13 protein-coding genes are annotated in these 18,630 nt (G+C 55.9%); 8 read left to right on the top strand and 5 right to left on the bottom strand.

The genetic code is table 11. The features are described from left to right. The first annotated feature begins 224 nt into the window (after positions 1-224). Positions 225-1,565, top strand: a complete 1,341-nt coding sequence (locus IFU31_RS04600) for an MFS transporter (protein ID WP_192057954.1) — start codon at positions 225-227, stop codon at positions 1,563-1,565. Between the two features lie 115 nt (positions 1,566-1,680). Here IFU31_RS04600 and IFU31_RS04595 read toward each other — a convergent pair whose 3' ends face one another. The 3 genes from IFU31_RS04595 to prpF all read right to left on the bottom strand — a co-directional run bounded on the left by IFU31_RS04595 (position 1,681) and on the right by prpF (position 5,393). Continuing rightward, a complete protein-coding gene (locus IFU31_RS04595) occupies positions 1,681-3,324 on the bottom strand; it encodes an acetolactate synthase large subunit (protein WP_192102409.1) in 1,644 nt (547 codons plus the stop codon). Positions 3,325-3,495: 171 nt separating this feature from the next. After that, positions 3,496-4,224 carry a transporter substrate-binding domain-containing protein gene (locus IFU31_RS04590; RefSeq protein ID WP_192102408.1) on the bottom strand — a complete coding sequence of 243 codons (729 nt, stop codon included), beginning with the start codon at positions 4,222-4,224 and terminating at the stop codon, positions 3,496-3,498. After that, positions 4,221-5,393 (bottom strand): 2-methylaconitate cis-trans isomerase PrpF, encoded by a 1,173-nt coding sequence (gene prpF / locus IFU31_RS04585; RefSeq protein ID WP_192102551.1) that lies wholly within the window; start codon positions 5,391-5,393, stop codon positions 4,221-4,223. Before prpF ends, IFU31_RS04590 begins: the two co-directional genes overlap by 4 nt. Before the next feature lie 157 nt (positions 5,394-5,550). Here prpF and IFU31_RS04580 point away from each other — a divergent pair, with 157 nt between their 5' ends. From IFU31_RS04580 to IFU31_RS04570, 3 genes are all read left to right on the top strand, one after another. Further along, positions 5,551-6,480 carry a GntR family transcriptional regulator gene (locus IFU31_RS04580; protein ID WP_192057961.1) on the top strand — a complete coding sequence of 310 codons (930 nt, stop codon included), beginning with the start codon at positions 5,551-5,553 and terminating at the stop codon, positions 6,478-6,480. 225 nt (positions 6,481-6,705) lie between these two features. Continuing rightward, positions 6,706-9,477, top strand: coding sequence for an aconitate hydratase AcnA (gene acnA, locus IFU31_RS04575; RefSeq protein WP_192102407.1), 2,772 nt, complete (start codon positions 6,706-6,708; stop codon positions 9,475-9,477). A gap of 316 nt (positions 9,478-9,793) precedes the next feature. After that, complete coding sequence (locus IFU31_RS04570) at positions 9,794-11,110, top strand: CitMHS family transporter (protein ID WP_192057964.1); 1,317 nt, start codon at positions 9,794-9,796, stop codon at positions 11,108-11,110. Positions 11,111-11,355: 245 nt separating this feature from the next. Here IFU31_RS04570 and IFU31_RS04565 read toward each other — a convergent pair whose 3' ends face one another. Continuing rightward, the gene (locus IFU31_RS04565) at positions 11,356-12,882 is read right to left on the bottom strand and encodes a CoA-acylating methylmalonate-semialdehyde dehydrogenase (RefSeq protein ID WP_192102406.1); all 1,527 of its coding nucleotides are present in this window, start codon (positions 12,880-12,882) and stop codon (positions 11,356-11,358) included. Between the two features lie 34 nt (positions 12,883-12,916). After that, a complete protein-coding gene (locus IFU31_RS04560; RefSeq protein WP_192057968.1) occupies positions 12,917-14,548 on the bottom strand; it encodes an MFS transporter in 1,632 nt (543 codons plus the stop codon). 576 nt (positions 14,549-15,124) lie between these two features. On the opposite strand from IFU31_RS04560, the gene IFU31_RS04555 reads away from it, so the two are divergent. The 4 genes from IFU31_RS04555 (at position 15,125) to prpB (ending at position 18,586) form a co-directional block, all read left to right on the top strand. Then, positions 15,125-16,027, top strand: coding sequence for a LysR family transcriptional regulator (locus tag IFU31_RS04555; RefSeq protein ID WP_192102405.1), 903 nt, complete (start codon positions 15,125-15,127; stop codon positions 16,025-16,027). A 166-nt stretch (positions 16,028-16,193) separates the two neighbouring features. Continuing rightward, a complete protein-coding gene (locus tag IFU31_RS04550) occupies positions 16,194-16,478 on the top strand; it encodes a YciI family protein (protein WP_192057971.1) in 285 nt (94 codons plus the stop codon). Between the two features lie 95 nt (positions 16,479-16,573). Next, positions 16,574-17,494 carry an NAD(P)-dependent oxidoreductase gene (locus tag IFU31_RS04545; RefSeq protein WP_192057973.1) on the top strand — a complete coding sequence of 307 codons (921 nt, stop codon included), beginning with the start codon at positions 16,574-16,576 and terminating at the stop codon, positions 17,492-17,494. 204 nt (positions 17,495-17,698) lie between these two features. Further along, positions 17,699-18,586: a methylisocitrate lyase gene (prpB, locus tag IFU31_RS04540; protein WP_192057975.1), complete on the top strand. Its 888-nt coding sequence runs from the start codon at positions 17,699-17,701 to the stop codon at positions 18,584-18,586. The last annotated feature ends 44 nt before the right edge of the window (positions 18,587-18,630 follow it).

Raw genomic sequence — 18,630 nt, 5'->3', positions numbered from 1 at the left:
TATTGGCAGAAGAGAGGGCGATAAATGCTTTTCTGAATTGACGAACGCAACGCATGCACATAGCCTCATTGCGTTTGTGATGTGAAATACGCATGGCCCGTCTGGGTATGGTTTCCCGGGATTTCAGGCTGGCGCCTTCCGACGCTCACAGATCCAAACAGAAGCCGAGAACCTGCCTTGACTGTCAGGGTCGAGGCCGAATCTAAAAATAATGAGGAACGGTCATGAGCACCGACGCGAAAACCATATCCCCGGTCGAGAAGGCCGCCGTGCGCAAAATGATGCTGCGGCTGCTGCCTTTCCTGATGTTCTGTTACTTCATCGCCTATATTGACCGCGTCAACATTGGCTTCGCTGCGTTGACCATGAACAAAGACATTGGTCTGACCGCAAGCATTTTCGGCTTCGGGGCTACCTTGTTTTTCGTCGCCTACGTGCTGTTTGAAATGCCCAGCAACGTCGCCATGGAGAAATTTGGCGCACGGCGATGGATCGCCCGCATCATGATCACTTGGGGCATTGTAGGGTTTTGTACAGCGTTCATTACCGGTCCGATTTCCTATGGTATTTCGCGCTTCCTGCTCGGTGCCGCTGAAGCGGGTTTCTTTCCAGGCGTCCTGCTATACCTCACTACCTGGTTCCCCAAAGCGTACATGGCACGAATCGTAGCCGTGTTCATGGTCGCAGTACCGCTGTCCAATTTCATCGGATCGCCGCTGTCGGTTCTGTTGCTGAAAATGGATGGCATCTGGGACTACCGTGGGTGGCAGTGGTTACTCATGCTCGAAGCACTGCCTGCTGTGATCATGGGTATTGCCACGCTGTTTTTTCTCCCCAGCAAACCGTCTGAAGCTCGCTGGCTGACCGATGACGAAAAAAGCTGGCTATCAGGCCGTCTTGAAGCTGAGCAAAAAGATCGCGAGCAAAGCGAGAACAACAAGCCACACAAACACGGTGCGAGCAAGATTTGGGCAGCCATGAGCAACAAGTGGGTGCTGCTGCTCGCCGTGATCTATATGAGCATCTCGGCCACCAGCAACACCCTGTCGCTCTGGATGCCTCAGATTCTCAAGTCGTTCCACCTGACCGATACGCAGACAGGTCTGCTGAACATGATTCCATTCGGGCTTGGTGCGGCGTTCATGATCTTCTGGGGTATGCGTGCCGACAAAACGGGCGACCGGATCTTCAGCACGGCGATCCCTATGGCGATCATGGGGCTGAGCTTCGTCGCCACCCTGATGACCGACTCGTTGGTCATCACTCTGATCTTGCTGTCCATGGTACTGATCAGCAATTTTGCATTGAAAGGACCTTTCTGGGCCCTTACCGGTGAAACCCTTTCTCCGAGTGTGTTGGCGGTGGGTATCGCAGCAGTCAATACGTTGGGGCATTTGGGTACAGGTACGCTGAACTTCTTCGTGGGCCTCATTCGGGACAAAACAGGCAGCTTCCCGCTGGCGTTGTTACCCATTGCCGGCATGTGCTTCGTGGGCGTGATACTGGTGTTCTACATCGGTAGCCAGAACGCAAAGTCCCAGAAGCTTGCCCAAGCCTCTAGATAAAAAGCATGCGCAAAAAAAGCCCGGGTGCTGTGCTCAGCTACCCGGGCTTTTTGCTGCGTGGCAGTGGTATTCACCCACGAGCTTTTTGATGCTCTCGCGGATGAACCGCTAACGTCTAAACCGCCAGAGCGCGCTCACGCAGCTCGTAGTTCAGGATACGGTCGTTATCGCTGTAGTCGATGGGGCAATCGATCACGTGCACGCCTGGGGTCTTGATGCAGTGCTCCAGAAGCGGCAGAAAACCCGCGGCGCTTTCCACACGATGACCATTGGCCCCGTAAGCCTCGGCATATTTGACGAAGTCCGGGTTGCCGTAGTCCAGGCCATAGTCGGCGAAGCCCATGTTGGCCTGCTTCCAGCGGATCATGCCGTAACCATCGTCACGCAGGATCACCACAGTGATGTGCATGCCCAGACGGACTGCGGTTTCCAGCTCCTGGCTGTTCATCATGAAGCCACCATCACCACATACCGAGACCACCGAACGGTCCGGGTGTACCAGGTGTGCAGCCATGGCCGAGGGCAGGCCCGCTCCCATGGTCGCCAAGGCGTTGTCGAGCAGAACAGTGTTGGGCTTGTGCGCCTTGTAGTTGCGCGCGAACCAGATCTTGTAGATCCCGTTATCGAGCGCAACGATGCCTTCGGAGGGCAGGGCGCGACGAACGTCTGCCACCAGACGTTGTGGGTAGACCGGGAAGCGGTCGTCGTCGGCACCCTCGACGATCTGCGCTTCATTGGCTTCGCGTATGGCCAGCAGGCGGGTGAAGTCCCAGTGGCTGACGTCGGTCAGGGCTTCGCCGATCTGCCAGACGGCATTGGCGATATCGCCAATGACTTCGATCTGCGGGAAGTACACAGCGTCGACTTCGGCGGAGCGGAAGTTGATGTGAATCACTTCGGTGCCGCCTCGGACCATGAAGAACGGCGGCTTCTCGATGACGTCGTGGCCGATGTTGATGATCAGGTCGGCAGCCTCGACGGCGCGGTGCACGAAGTCGCCGGACGACAGTGCAGCATTGCCGAGGAAACGTGGGTGACGCTCGTCGACAACGCCTTTGCCCATTTGCGTGGTGATGAACGGAATACCCGTCTGGTCGATCAGCTGCTTGAGAACCTTGGCGGTCATTTTGCGATTCGCGCCGGCGCCTATCACCAAGATCGGGCTGCGCGCGCTATTGAGCTTCGCGACTGCAGCTTCGACGGCCTTGTGCTCGGCCAATGGGCGACGTGCGAGGCTCGGCGGGATAGGCAGGCTGTCGGTCTGCTCAGCCGCGATGTCTTCCGGCAGTTCCAGATGCACGGCACCAGGCTTCTCTTCTTCGGCAAGGCGGAAAGCCTCACGCATGCGCGCCGGAACGTTGTCCGCCGAGGCAAATTGGTGAGTGTATTTGGTGATAGGGCTCATCATTTGGCAGACATCGATTATCTGGAACCGACCTTGCTTGGACTTCTTGATCGGCTTTTGGCCTGTGATCATGAGCATTGGCATGCCGCCCAGATAAGCGTAGGCGCCGGCGGTCACGAGGTTGGTTGCACCTGGTCCAAGGGTAGAGAGGCTAACCCCGGTCTTGCCGGTCAGACGGCCATAGGTCGCCGCCATGAAGCCGGCAGACTGTTCGTGGCGGGTCAATATCAACTTGATGGGTGATTTGCGCAGGGATTCGAGGAGGTCCAGGTTTTCTTCGCCGGGAATACCGAAAACGTATTCAACGCCTTCGTTCTCCAGACATTGCACGACGACATCTGCGGCCTTGGCCATTGGGTTTGAACCTCTTCGGGGGGGAGTAGAAAGAAACGCCTGTCGCAGCCAGTCAGCCCTGCCCAGTGAGGCCTGCCAGCTCCATTACAAGCGCCGGGTCGATTATGGGCTACCGATTGCCGTTATGGCGATGCAGAGCTACGCCGCTGTGGAACACAGCGGTTCGCTTCGTCAGGGAACAGTTACGCCAATAATGGAATGACGTGAAAGTGCCTGATGGATAAAGCCTTCGGCAATCAGGCCCCTGATGAAATCGTCGAGCCAAATGGATGCTTGCTGCCCTCGCGCCTTGGGCACGCCCATGGCTTGCCGGATCTGCATGAAAGGCTCTTCTATCAGCCTGAGCCCAGGCTTCGTACTGCGGTCGGCCTCCAATTGCTGGCGAACGCCTGCAGCAATCTCTAGATTCTGCTCAATGAAGGTATTGACCACAGCCGGTGAAGACGGGGCGCGAACCAGCGTCGCATGCTGTATTTCACGAGTCAGGAACAGGTCATAAGCGCTACCTTCACCCACTGCGATGCGATTGCCAGCCACATCGATATCGCCCAGTGCGTATGCCGGGAAGTGCTCGCGCACCAAGTAGCAGCCTTCGATGATGACGTAGGGAGAGGTGAATGCGATCTGAGCACCTCTCACAGGATCAATGGCGAAAAAGCCAACGTCAGCCTCGCCGTTCTCGACGGCCTTGACTGCGAACCCTGCTGTGTCGACCGTTACCAAACGCAGACGCAGGTTCAAGGCCTGAGCCAGGCGCCGAGCGATATCGACAGACACTCCCTGGGGCTCATCGCCCGATACCGGACGATGAGCCAGAATAGGGTTTCCATAGTTGATCACCACCCGTAGCTCTTCCGTGAGGGCAAAGGCCTGACGCAACTCGGAGCTGATCGCTTTCATATCGATAAGGTGTCCGACGGAACCAGAACACTGCCTTCCATGAGACGGCGTGCAGAACGGCTCATGACCGCTTTTGAAACTACCCACGTGCCTTCGGTCTGCCTCGCTTCTGCCCCTACGGCCAGGCTTCCGGATGGATGCCCAAAGCGAATCTGGCGGCCCGCGGAATCTGGCACCAGACGATTGATGACCGTGCCAGGAATGACGGCCGCAACAGCGATTGCAACAGCGCCGGTTCCAGTCATCGCGTGATGCAGCTTGCCCATGGAAAAAATTCGCGCATTGAGATCGAGCGTTGCCGGATCGACAACCTTGCCATCAGACGCCGTGTAACCTTCTGGTGCTGCAACGAAAGCCAATTTCGGGGTGTGAGGGCGTAACTGTGTCGCTTGCTCGGGGGACTCTGCCAAGCCCATTTTCACAGCTGCGTGAGCGCGGATCGCCTCGGCTTTGGCCAGCAATTCGGGGTTGCTGTTGAGGTCTTTCTGCAGCTCGTTGCCTTTTAGGCCCAGAACATCCGCATGTACGAAAATGGCTGGGTTCCCGGCATTGATCATGGTGAGCTCGACGTTACCGACGCCCGGTACAGAGAGAGTGTCCAACGCATTTCCTGTAGGAAACATGCCACTAGCGCCTTCTTCGTCGGCATCGCCACTGGGGTCGAGGAATTCGATTTTTATCTCCGCTGCCGGAAAGGTCACGCCATCCAGTTCGAAATCACCTTCTTCGACGACCTGTCCGTCACGCATCGGGACGTAGGCAACGATCTTCGCATTGATATTGGCTTGCCAGATTCGGACGACCGCGATGCCATTTGCCGGCGCGTCCACAAGACCTTGTGCGATCGCGAAGGGACCTACGGCAGACGTCAGGTTACCGCAGTTGCCGGACCAGTCGACCATCGGCCGATCTATCGCGACCTGACCAAAGCGATAGTCCACGTCACAGTCAGGCTCTTTGGATTTACTGACGAGTACGACCTTGCTGGTACTGGAGGTCGCTCCGCCCATGCCATCGATCTGTTGACCATAAGGGTCCGGGCTGCCAATCACGCGCAGTAAAATGCGATCTCGGATCCCTGGATCGTCTGGCAACCAATCCGTGCGGAAGAAGACCCCCTTGCTGGTGCCGCCTCGCATGTAAACGGCTTTGAAGGACTGTTGCGGCATGAGCACCTCAGGGAACTGTAATAGGTTTATGCGTTTATTCGACAACAAACGCAAAAATACCGCAAGTGGAAATTTTCCCAGCAGTTGCGCTTTGTCCCCGAATCGCTCTGCGGCGTGTATATTCGGCGCTCCGCCAGGCCTATTAAGCTCATAAGACATGACCCAGGATCTGACCAAAAGCCAGCGCAAGGCGTTGCGCGAGATCATCAGCTACGTTCGACGAGAGCGCTTGCCCAAGGGCACGCATCTACCTGAGTGGACGTTAGCCAAACTGATAGGGACGTCTCGCTCACCCGTCAAGGTGGCATTGGAGTGTCTGGTGAGCGCCGGACTGATGCGGTTCGACAAAAACCGGGGCTATCACGTGCATGGGGACGTCGACACGCTGCCACCAGAGTTGCAGGCTCATTTTCAGGAAATCGACGATCCGCTTTACCTGCGTTTGGCAGACGCGCGTTTTGATCGTTTGGTAGCTGACTCTGTAACGGAGGCTGATCTCACCCGCCTGCTGAACGTGTCGAGAAGCGAGATTGGCAAAGTGCTTTCGCGAGCACAAAGCGAAGGTTGGGTTGAAAAGGAAGTCGGTTACGGCTGGCGTTTTCTTCCGATGATTGACTCGCTGGAAGCCTATGAGGACATGTACTCGCTGCGACTGGCAATTGAGCCGGCCGGCATTTTGAATAGCAAGTTCAGGCCTGATTTGGCGCAGTTGCGCCTGCTGCGCGAAGAGCAGCAGGCGATTCTGGACGGCGGCTACCTGACCATGACCGCCATCGAGCGGTTCGAGTCCAATGCCCGCTTTCATGAAACGATAGCCGAATGGTCAGGCAACCGATTCGCGCTCCAGACGCTTCGTCGGCTCGACCAGGTGCGCCGCTTGGCCGAATACCGCCAGACCCAGCTGGATCTGCCGCGCCAGGCGCTCGCTGTAGAGCATCTACAGATTCTGGGTGCCATCGAAGCGGGTGATAACCTCGGCGCCGCCAGCTACATGCGGCAGCATATCGAAGGTGCGTGGCGCAAGAAGGCGGTTTCCGCCGTATTCCAATCCACTGCAAAGGTGCAATCGGTGCCGGACACGATCTGACCCTGGCCAACTATCGTACGTCCAGCAAAGCCACCGCATAGGTGGCTTTTTTATGGGGCAGGGTTTTTATTGCGTTTATTAATTGACAAGCGCAATTCAGCGGATCTAGTCTGACTGCACATTCGGCAGACAATAAACAATGTCCAGTTTTCATGGACTCGACGCTGCCGGACGAATGACTCCAGTTCCAACCGTGTACCTGATGAGTTGCCTAGAGAGAACCACATGACCGACGCCAACAAGCTTTCAACAACAAGTCTGCGGTCGTTCAAGACGTCCGATGGCCGTGAACACCACTATTATTCACTGCCTGCGCTGCAGGCGACGGCTTATCCGAACTTGAGCCGTCTTCCTGTCGTGATTCGGATCCTGTTGGAGTCAGTACTGCGCAACTGCGATGGCAGCAAGGTGCTCCAGTCTCACGTCGAGGATCTCGCAGGCTGGCAGCCACAGGGCAGTCGGGAGCGTGAAATCCCGTTTGTAGTGGGGCGTGTCCTTCTTCAGGACTTCACCGGTATCCCGTTATTGACCGACCTGGCTGCCATGCGCAGCCAGGCGAAAAAGCGGGGTGGTGACCCCAAAGCTATTGAGCCACTGGTACCCGTTCACCTCGTTGTCGATCACTCGGTGCAGACAGAGTTTTCCAATGTGCCCGGCGCGCTTCGCAAGAACATGGAGGTCGAATTCCAGCGTAACCGTGAGCGCTATGAACTGATGAAGTGGGGCATGCAAGCGTTCGAAACATTCAAGGTCATTCCTCCAGGCATCGGTATCTGTCACCAGATCAATTTGGAGTATCTGGCTCAAGGTGTCATCGAGAAGAACTCGCTCGTGTATCCCGATACGCTCGTGGGCACTGATAGCCATACGACGATGATCAATGGCATTGGCGTGCTGGGCTGGGGCGTGGGGGGTATCGAGGCCGAAGCTGGCATGCTGGGGCAGCCTGTGTACATGTTGATGCCGGATGTGGTCGGGGTTGAACTCAGCGGCAGCCTGCGTCCTGGAGTCACCGCCACAGATGCTGTGCTGCAGATAACTCAGACGCTGCGTGCTGCCAAGGTGGTAGGCAAGCTGGTCGAGTTCTTTGGTGAGGGGGCAAGCTCCCTCAGCGCGACCGACCGCGCAACGATTGCCAACATGGCGCCCGAATACGGCGCAACGACGGGGTTTTTTCCGGTCGACGACAAGACACTCGACTACTACAGCCAGACTGGGCGTAGTGCCGAGCAGATCGAGCTGATTCGCAAGTACTTCGAAGCCCAGGACATGTTCGGTACACCTGCTGTTGGCAGTGTTGATTACTCGACAGTGATCACGATCGATCTCGACCAGATCGTTCCGTGCGTATCTGGCCCCAAGCGTCCCCAGGATCGCGTTGACCTTACGGGCCTCGGGCGTCGGTTCGATGAAGTCATGGTCCAGGATGCCAAGAGCGGTGGCTATGCCAAGAGCAAGGACCAGCTTGAGCAGCTGTACCCAGTCACTGCCCAGCCTGCCGGCGCGGTTGGTCTGCAACAGACTTACGAAGTAGGGCACGGTCATGTGCTGGTCGCAGCGATCACTTCGTGCACCAACACCTCGAATCCCGAGCTCTTGATCGCCGCTGGCTTGCTGGCCAAAAAAGCCGTCGAGAAGGGCCTGGTCGCCAAGCCGTGGGTGAAGACGCTTTTCACACCGGGTTCGCGCGTCGTGACCGCGTACCTGCAGGATGCCGGCCTGACCCAGCCCCTGAGCCAGCTTGGCTTCGACATCGCAGCGTATGGCTGCGGCGCCTGTGTCGGCAATATCGGCCCGCTTGATCCTGCCTTGGAAAAGGTAGTGGTTGGCGAGGACTTGGTATGCAGCGCAGTGCTGTCGGGCAATCGAAATTTCGAAGCCCGTATTCACGGCAACCTGCGGGCAAACTTCCTTGCCAGTCCACCTTTGGTGGTTGCATTTGCGTTGGCGGGCTCCACGCGCTGTGACCTGACCACTGAACCATTGGGCTATGATCGCGATGGGAAGCCCGTACTGCTGGCCGATCTCTGGCCAAGCAATGATGAAATCAAAGCGCTGAGCGTGAAGGCTGCAAACGCTGAACTGTACAAGAACCTCTATGCCGATTTGACCAAGGATCACGACCTGTGGAACTCAATCAAGACCAGCGAGGGGGAGGTGTACGATTGGCCTCAATCAACCTACGCCGCCGAGCCCGATTTCTTCGACACCACTCAAGCGGCTCGTCCCATCCTTGGCGCGCGTGCGCTGGCCATCCTGGGCGACTCCATCACCACAGACCACATCAGCCCGGCCGGCTCGATCACTCCTGATTCGAGTGCTGGAAAATGGCTCGCCGAACACGGTGTAGAGCGCAAGGATTTCAACACCTATGGTGCTCGCCGTGGTCACTTCGAGGTCATGGTACGTGGTACGTTTGCCAACGTTCGCCTGAAGAACCTGATGCTTGCGACGAAGGCAGATGGATCGGCAGACGAAGGTCCCTACACGTTACTTCAGCCTTCAGGTATTCGGACAACCTTGTTCGATGCGTCGCGCAGCTACATCGCTGCTCAAACGCCAACGTTGATCTTTGCCGGCGAGGAGTACGGGTCGGGCTCCAGTAGAGACTGGGCGGCGAAGGGTACACGCTTGCTGGGCGTACGGGCTGTCATTGCCAAAAGCTTCGAGCGTATTCACCGCAGTAACCTGGCTGGACTTGGCGTACTTCCATTGCAATTCAAAGGCGCTGACGATATGAGGTCCCTAGCGCTGGATGGCACGGAAACCTTCGACCTTCTCGGTGTGGAAAACGGCGTAACGCCTGCTCAAGATGTCACGCTTCGGATCACCCGCCAGAACGGCAGCCAGCAAGACGTAACTCTATTGGCCCGTATCGATACAGCGATCGAAGCAACCTACTTCGCCAATGGAGGCATTCTGCCTTTCGTATTGGCGGGCCTGCTGTCCTCCGCGAACGGGCAGTTGGTTGAAAAGACAACCGCAGCGCAAGCTTGATCGCCTTCGGGCGTCGATTGGCTCGGCATTGATTTTTGTTCCGTACGTTTGAACCACAAAACAGTGCGAGCCTGATGGAGGTCGGGTTCGTCGCATAAGTAATGAGTCTTGGCGGTCAATACGCTATCGACAGCCTCCAATGATAAAAACAATGAATGAGGAAGTTTCAATGATTGCTATCAAACGATGCAAGTCGTCCGGTCATGGGTGTTGGAAAGAAAATCTTATTTTTGATGGGTCGCAACTTAGTCAGTTCGCGACTACATGCCGGTGCGCCGTGCGCCTGAGCAATTCACATTAAAGATAGGGTATCGCCATGCTCGCTATTCTCGGCTTTTCGATGGTTTGTTGCTTTATGTATTTGATCATGACCAAGCGCATGACTGCCCTTATTGCACTCTTGTTGGTGCCTATTGTATTTGCGGCGATCGGCGGTTTCTGGACAGGGCTGGGCGCAATGATGTTGGATGGCATCAAGGCGCTTGCCCCGACAGGCGTGATGTTGACGTTTTCCATTCTGTATTTCGGCATCATGATCGATGCAGGCCTCTTCGACCCGCTGGTTCGTTTCATACTGCGGCTGGTCAAGGGTGATCCACTCAAGGTCGTCGTCGGTACAGCGGTGTTGACGCTGTTCGTTTCCCTGGACGGTGACAGCTCCACCACCTACATGATCGCTATCGCTGCCTTCCTGCCTCTTTACCAACGGCTCGGCATGAGTGTTCTAGGCTTGACGTGCGTGGTCAACATTGCGAGCGGGATCATGAACATCTCGCCGTGGGGAGGCCCTACCGCGCGGGCAGCTGCAGCGCTGCACGTCGATGCCCTGGATATTTTCCTGCCCATGATTCCAGCCATGCTGATGGCTTGCGCTGTGCTGATGCTCACCGCAGTCATCATCGGTCGCCGCGAACGGGCCCGGCTTGGCATCGTCGATGTCGAGGACTTTGCCAATGGTGAACTTGCGCTGGGTAACGGCGATGCAGAGGAATGCGCGAGGAATCGGCGTCCGAAAATGTTCTGGCCAAACCTGATACTGACCATTGGATTGCTGACCTGTCTGGTGCTGGGCCTCATGCCCATTCAAGTACTGTTCATGGTCGCTTTCGGTATTGGCGTGACATTGAACTACCCCCATTTGCAGCAGCAGAAGGAGCGCATCGCTTCACACTCCGCAAACGTGTTGGCCGTAACGTCGGTGATTTTCGCTGCAGGTATTTTTACCGGCATTCTTTCAGGCACCGGCATGGTCGATGCCATGGCGCAGAGCTTGCTGCATGTCATTCCAGACAGCTTCGGCCCGTACCTTGCGGTATTCACAGCCGTGGTCAGCTTGCCTTTCACGTTCTTCATGTCAAACGACGCATTCTATTTTGGCATCCTGCCAGTGCTGGCCCAAACGGCTACCACTTACGGGTTCACGACGCTGGAAATCGCGCGAGCTTCCATCGTCGGTCAGCCCGTGCACCTGTTGAGCCCCCTGGTGCCATCGCTCTACCTGTTGGTCGCGCTTGCCAAGGTCGACCTGGGTGACCACCAGAAATTTGCCCTGAAGTGGGCAGTGCTTGCGAGCCTGGCGCTGTTGGTGGGAGGGGTGTTGTTCGGAGGGTTTCCGTTACACCGCGCGCAGTGATGCCGGCCAGCATCGTTTGCAAAGCTTACTGAATTGCATCTGGAGGACGTCACGGTGTCCAGACATGGAAAAGTCATATCTGGACACCTGGGGGTAGGGATTCTGAGCGGGTGACTGGCCTCACTGCCGTGGTGCCTTCACGCTGATAGCCCGGACTTGGGAGACAGCGTGCTCTGTAAAATGCGGCCAGTGACCATACCAGGATGATGTACACCGCTGCCCGGCATCGAGCCGGGCATTACATCTCACTTCAATGTGATGGTCGTATTGATCCCTTCGCTGACGCTTTTGTCATCAAACCAGCGGCTTGTGATGGTTTTGGTTTGCGTATAGAACTGAATGACCTGCTTGCCATAGGGGCCAAGGTCACCAAGTTTCGAACCACGCGAACCGGTAAAGCTGAACGACGGTACGGGTACCGGGATCGGAATATTGATACCCACCTGACCGACGTCGATCTCGCTTTGGAATTTGCGGGCAGCGGCGCCGCTTTGGGTAAACAACCCCACACCGTTGCCGAAGGGATTGGCATTCACCAGGGCAATGGCATCGTCCAAGGTGTCGGCTTCGAGGACGACGAGAACCGGACCGAAGATCTCTTGGGTGTAGATATCCATATCGGTGGTGACGCCTGAGAACAGGGTCGGCCCGATGAAATTGCCGTTTTCGAAACCCGGGACATTGATATTTCGGCCATCGAGCTCTAACTTCGCGCCCTGACGTACACCGCTTTCAATCAGATCCAGGATCCTTTGTTTGGCACGCTTTGAAATGACTGGACCGATGTCGGTACCCGGTTCAGAGCCGGCGTTGACTTTCAGTTTCAGAGCCAGTTCCTTGATATCGGGCAGCCAAGTGCGGGCTTCGCCCACCAAGACGATCACCGAGGTGGCCATGCAGCGCTGACCGGCTGCGCCGAAACCTGCGCCAACCAGTGCATTCAATGTGTGTTCGCGGTTCGCATCAGGCAGCACCACGGCGTGGTTCTTGGCGCCCATCATCGATTGAACACGCTTGCCGTGCTGGCTGCCCAGGTTGTAGACGTGGGTACCCACGTGCGTGGAACCTACGAACGAGATAGCCTTGATGTCTGAATTGGTGCAGAGGGCATCGACGACTTCTTTACCACCATGCACCACATTAAGGACCCCGGCCGGAATACCAGCCTGCAGTCCCAGTTCGACCAGCATCATGGTGGACAGCGGATCCTGTTCCGATGGTTTGAGTACGAAGGTATTACCCGTAACGATCGCCATCGGAAACATCCACAGTGGAATCATGGCGGGGAAGTTGAAGGGCGTTATACCGGCACATACACCAACGGGCTGCCGCAGGGTATAAGTGTCCACACCCCCTGCGACGTTTTCGGCAAACTCGCCCATTTGCAGGCTGCCAATTGAACACGCGTGCTCCACGACTTCCAGGCCTCGGAAGATATCACCTTCAGCATCCGCGATGGTCTTGCCTTGTTCGGCGCTCAATACCTCAGCGATGCGCTTGGAGTTATCACGGATGAGCGCTTGAAGCTTGAGCATGATGCGCATGCGTGCGCCAAGCGGTGTTTTTTTCCAGCTGTGAAACGCATGCTCGGCGGCGTCGATGGCAGCTTTGACTTCCTCCTGAGTGGCCATCGGCACTTTCGCCAATACGGCTTGGGAGGCCGGGTTCACCACATCGAGCCACTCTTTCGTCTTGGAGTCGACCCATTCTCCGTTGATCAGCAACTTGACCTGAGCCACTGTAGTATTGTTCTTGTTCAATGAAGCATTCATGATGTCTCCTTGTTTACAGTTCTAAAGTCAATGCTTACTTCGAAGTTTCTACGGCATCGAGATCAACGTTTTTGGTCTCTCTGAGTGCAATGACGCCAATGACGAGACTGACGCCTGTGATGAGGACGGGGTACCAGAGGCCGTAGTAGATATCTCCTGTGTAAACCACAAGTGCGAAAGAGATGGTGGGCAGCAGTCCCCCGAACCAACCGTTACCGATGTGGTAAGGCAAGGACATCGAGGTGTAACGTATACGCGTCGGAAACAATTCCACCATCGTGGCTGCCAATGGACCGTAGGTCATGCAGGCGATCAGAATCAGAGCGACGATGATCGCGACTACCATGGGTTGGTTGACCTGCGCCGGATCAGCGCTGGATGGGTAACCCGCCGCCACGGTCACGTTCTTGATGGCTACAGCATCGAAACCCTTGAGCACCGTGCTGCCGACGGCAATCTCGATCTCGCTGCCAGCCGGGCTGGCAATGGTTTCATAAGGAATACCCATCTTGGCCAGGTAAGCCTTTGTCTTGTCGCAGGGGCTATCAAACTTGGCTTTGCCAACCGGGTCGAATTGGAAGGTGCACGATGCAGGGTCTGCAGTCACCGTGACGGGTGCCGTCATGCTGGCTTGCGAGATCTGCGGGTTTGCATAATGGCTCAGGGCTTTGAACAACGGGAAGTACAGAACGGTAGCCAGTAGCAATCCCGTCATCAGAATGGGCTTGCGGCCAATTTTATCGGACAGCGATCCGAATATGACGAAGAACGGGGCGCCGATGACAACGCTGATGATCAGCAGTGTGTTGGCCTGTGCGGGGTCCATCTTCAAAAACTGAGTCATGAAGAACAGGACATAGAATTGCGAGGTGTAGAAAGTCACTGCCTGACCGGCATTGATCCCAAACAGCGCAATCAGTACAACCTTCAAGTTCTCCCAGGAACCGAACGAATCCCGGATAGGCGATTTACTTGTGGTGCCTTCTTCCTTCATTTTCTTGAAAGAGGGCGACTCGTGCATGCTCATGCGAATCCAGGCGGAGATACCTACCATAATCAGAGACAAGAGGAATGGGATCCGCCAGCCCCACACTTCGAATTGGTCACCGGTGAGTTTGCGACAGATCAAGATGACCAGCAGTGAAAGCAATAATCCAAAGGTCGCTGTTGACTGAATCCAGCCAGTAAACATTCCACGTTTGTTTCTTGGCGCATGCTCTGCGACATAGGTCGCGGCTCCGCCATACTCTCCGCCGAGCGCCAGGCCTTGAAGCATGCGCAGAACGACGAGAAGGATCGGAGCAGCTATACCCCAAGACGCATAAGTGGGAAGGATACCTACGAGGAAAGTTGATACACCCATGAGGACGATCGTCACCATGAATGTATATTTCCTGCCGATCATGTCGCCCAAACGACCAAACACAAGTGCGCCGAAGGGCCTTACCAGGAAGCCGGCAGAGAACGTCATCAGAGCGAAAATAAAGGCAGTAGTGTCGTTGACGCCGGAGAAGAAGTGCTTGCCGATAATGACCGCCATGGCGCCATACAGGAAGAAATCGTACCACTCGAATATAGTCCCGAGGGACGAGGCGAAAATAACTTTTCTGTCTTGGCGTCCTATTTCGGACGCGCCGACGCTTTCGGTGTGCGCAATATCACTCATTTGCAGTTCCTCGGCCCGGTGGGCTCATTTTGTTTTTGTTCTTGACTGCCGGCCAATTGGATAGGCCGCCATCGTTGGATCATTGGAGTTCACCCTCCAACAATTTAACTTTCAACCGATGGTTCATGCTTCTTACAACGGATGCTTTGTCTTCAAGCGCCAGCGGTAATGAGGCCGAGTCTATGAGCGCCTTATAGCGTGGCACAGAGCAGAATGTGCTCAACGGATGTGCAAAAAAGGCGGGATGGCCGGCATGTGACCCTCTATCCCTCGCACAGCCCAATGCAACGCGGCAGCGTCGTTATGGGCCGTGTGATCTCGCATACGGAGCAGCTACGTGAGACACAAAATCGGTGCGCGTTGCTCGAGGTACCCAAGCCTGGTGAGGAAGGACGGTTTGCAGTTCCAATGCGGCTGGATCATGGCGCAGACTCCGGCCGCTACCTAGCCAAGCTTGCACCTGCGTACACTCGCGCGACCACAGACGTATTCATGAACCACACATTGCTCCGGCTTTCAGCAGGGAGTTGATGGCAGGAACCTCAAGAGGTTCGCACCAAGACCAGGAGCCGAGTGATGGCAAAGAAACAAAAAAAAGAGAACTGGGATGATTTTCGGTATTTTCTAGCTGTTGCCCGAGCCGGAACCTTGTCGGGCGCTGCCGAAACGCTGGGAACGGAACACACTACCGTTGCAAGGCACGTTTCTGCGCTCGAGGATGGGTTGAACATCAGGCTTTTTCACAAAAGCAATTCGGGCTACGAACTCACCCCTGAGGGGGAACGTGTGCTGAATGCGGTTGAAAGTATGGAAAGCATTCTGCTGTCCTACAAAAGTGACGAGAGTGACCTGGGGCAAATCTCCGGTCTGGTCAGAATCGGTGCCCCGGATGGTTTCGGCAGCGTATTCCTCGCCCCGCGCATGGCCGAACTGACACGGAGACACCCCAATCTTGAGGTCGAGATCTATGCCGCCGCTCGCGTGTTCAGTCTTTCCAAACGCGAAGCTGATATCGGCATCAGCCTGGCGACAGCGGAACACATGCGTGTAGCTTCTCGCAGGCTCACGGATTATCGCCTGCAGATCTACGCCACTCGTGAATACCTCGATAAGGCTGCTCCAATACGGACGCAGGAGGATCTGCAGCAGCACTCGTTCGTGGGGTACGTTGAAGAACTGTTGTTCGCACCTCAGCTCAATTTTTCGAGCGGTCTGAAGGTTGATCTGGTGTCGCGCCTGCGCAGTACCAATTTGTTGACTCAGTTGCACACGGTGCTGGGAGGGACGGTCCTGGGCATCCTGCCTGCCTACATCGCAAACTCCTTCCCCAAGTTGATTCCCGTGCTGGCTGACGAGGTCAACATCAAGCGCTCGTTCTACATGCATGTGCATGAGGACCATCGCAAAGCTGCGCACATACGCGAAGTCGCCAGGTTCATCGCGGACGAGGTCGGTGCCAACCAGCAGCTCTTCCTGTAGTAGCACGGGTAGGCACCTTTGGACGTCAGTGATTTTTTGCACGCCGGATGTGTATTTATTGTGTTGTGAAGGCACAACCGGCGGGCGTAACGTCATTCCATCGAGCAGGATACTTCCTCGGAAGTCTGGCTTCGTTGGAACGTCTAAAAACAATAATAGGTGCAGCATGCTCTACGTCATCTACTGCAGAGATAATCCATCTACACCCACTTTGCGTGATGAGTTCTACGACGCGCATCGTGCTTACCTTAAAAGTGCATCGATCAAGATTCTGGTCGCCGGGCCCTACACGTCCACCGACAGCGAAAAGAAGATTGGGAGCATGCTGGTGGTGGAAGCAGAATCTCTCGAGCAAGCTACAAATTTTCAGAAAAATGATCCGTTTGCTCTAAACAATGTTTGGAGTGAAGTCAGCATCAACCCCTATATCAAAGCAATCGATCAGCGTTAATCCAAGCGTGCAGCGTAAACGCCTGTACTTGGACAACCTACGATAATCGCGCCTGACTGTTTGGCATAACCCTTGTAAAGCAATGGAGAACAAAAATGAAAACTATCGCTTGGATCGGTCTTGGTTTCATGGGCATCCCTATGTCCAAACATATGTTGAATGCCGGCTACACCGTGAGGGGTGTGGATATTGACGCTGCTGCCCGTGAAGCGGCTGTAAAAAACGGCGTCGAAGTTTGTGCGACGGTGGCTGAAGCCTGTAAGGGTGTCGATGCCGTATTCACCATGTTGCCTACAGGTACCGAGGTCAAGGAAGTCCTGACCGGTCCGAACGGTGTATTTGCCAGCATTGATCCAAGCACCGTGGTCATCGACTGCTCCACCATTGGCATTGAAAACGCCCGTGCTGTACATGCGTCTGCCAGGAAAGCCGGTCGAATCTTTGCCGAGGCGCCCGTCTCCGGTGGTACCGAGGGGGCCATAGATGGCAGTCTGACCTTCATGATTGGTTGTGAAGACCCGCACGTGGCCCGCGTCAAGGAGCTGCTGGGCCCGATGGGTGGTTACATCGCCCATGCCGGTGGTCCGGAGGCTGGCCAGGCAGCAAAGGTCGTCAACAACCTGATCATGGGGGTTTGCGTCGCGGTCAACTGCGAAGCCACTGCATTGGCCGAGCGCCTGGGTCTGAACCTGAAAGAGTTTTTCGAAATTGCCATTCGATCCACTGCCGATAACTGGACGTTCCGCGTCTGGAATCCTGGTGTGGGTGTAGTTCCAACTGCCCCCGCATCGAAGGGCTATAAAGCAGGCTTCAAGACCTGGCTGCTGGCCAAGGATCTCAGCCTTGCCATGGAGGCAGGCCGCGAAGTGGGTGCCACGATCGCCACAGCCGAAGCTGCCCACGCCATCTTGAAAAAACACATGGATAACGGCGGCGCAGACATGGATGCTACTTCCTTGGTGCTTAGCCTGAAAGACGCCGCTGAAAAAGCCGTACCACAGAAAGCTATCGCTTGATCGCAAGCGCTGTCCTGGAACATTGCGACATCCGGCCCGGAGTCTCAGCTTCGGGCCATTTCTGATTCACCTGTCATATGCAAATTTAAATAACCATCGCTGGTGTCCCTAAGTAACTGCGGTCTCATGAGGGCTGGCGCTTGGCGTTCGGCTGCGGCCTCGGTTTGCCGCATGAAGTCGCCCATAATAATAAGTGAGGTCGATATGACGATAACCTCTGCCGGTCAGCGCTTCCGTCAAGCGGTAGCGCAGGAAAGTCCGTTACAGATTGTAGGCGCGATCAATGCGAACCACGCGCTACTGGCGAAACGTGCTGGCTTCCGCGCCATTTACCTTTCTGGAGGAGGGGTAGCAGCTGGATCTTTGGGCATACCCGATCTCGGAATCAGCAGTCTGGATGATGTTCTGACCGACGTTCGCCGTATCACCGATGTGTGTGATCTTCCATTATTGGTCGACGTCGATACCGGCTTTGGTTCGTCGGCGTTCAATATTGCGCGAACGGTAAAGTCGATGATCAAGTTCGGCGCCGGTGCAATCCATATCGAGGATCAGGTCGGTGCCAAACGTTGCGGCCATCGCCCCAACAAAGAACTCGTCAGCCAGCGGGAAATGGTCGATCGAATCAAGGCTGCTGTCGATGCTCGGACAGACGAGGATTTCGTCATCATGGCCCGCACCGATGCGCTGGCGATCGAAGGAGTAGCGTCGGCTCTGGACCGTGCAGCTGCGTACGTCGAAGCGGGGGCGGACATGATCTTTCCCGAAGCAGTGACCGAACTTGCCATGTATGAGCAATTCGCTGAACGGGCGCGGGCGCCCATCTTGGCCAACATCACGGAATTCGGCTCAACCCCACTCTATACAACTGACGAGCTGGCTTCGGTCAATGTGGCAATGGTGCTGTACCCGCTCTCGGCCTTTCGAGCGATGAACAAGGCGGCGGAAAACGTCTATCGAATTCTTCGTAGAACGGGCACCCAGCGAGGCGCTGTGGAAACCATGCAGACCCGAATGGAGCTGTATGAGTCAATCGGCTACCACGAGTACGAGCAAAAGCTCGACGCGCTTTTTGCGCGGAGTCGGGCGTAACGACCCGCTTTGTCGGCGGGCGTCGATGAATCCTGCGGGTCAGA

Origin of the sequence: Pseudomonas sp. CFBP 13602 (assembly GCF_014842725.1) — a bacterium.
In the GTDB taxonomy this organism is placed as follows: Bacteria; Pseudomonadota; Gammaproteobacteria; order Pseudomonadales; family Pseudomonadaceae; genus Aquipseudomonas; species Aquipseudomonas baltica.
Note: the sequence above shows the minus strand (reverse complement) of the source record. Positions and strands in the feature narration are given on the sequence as shown.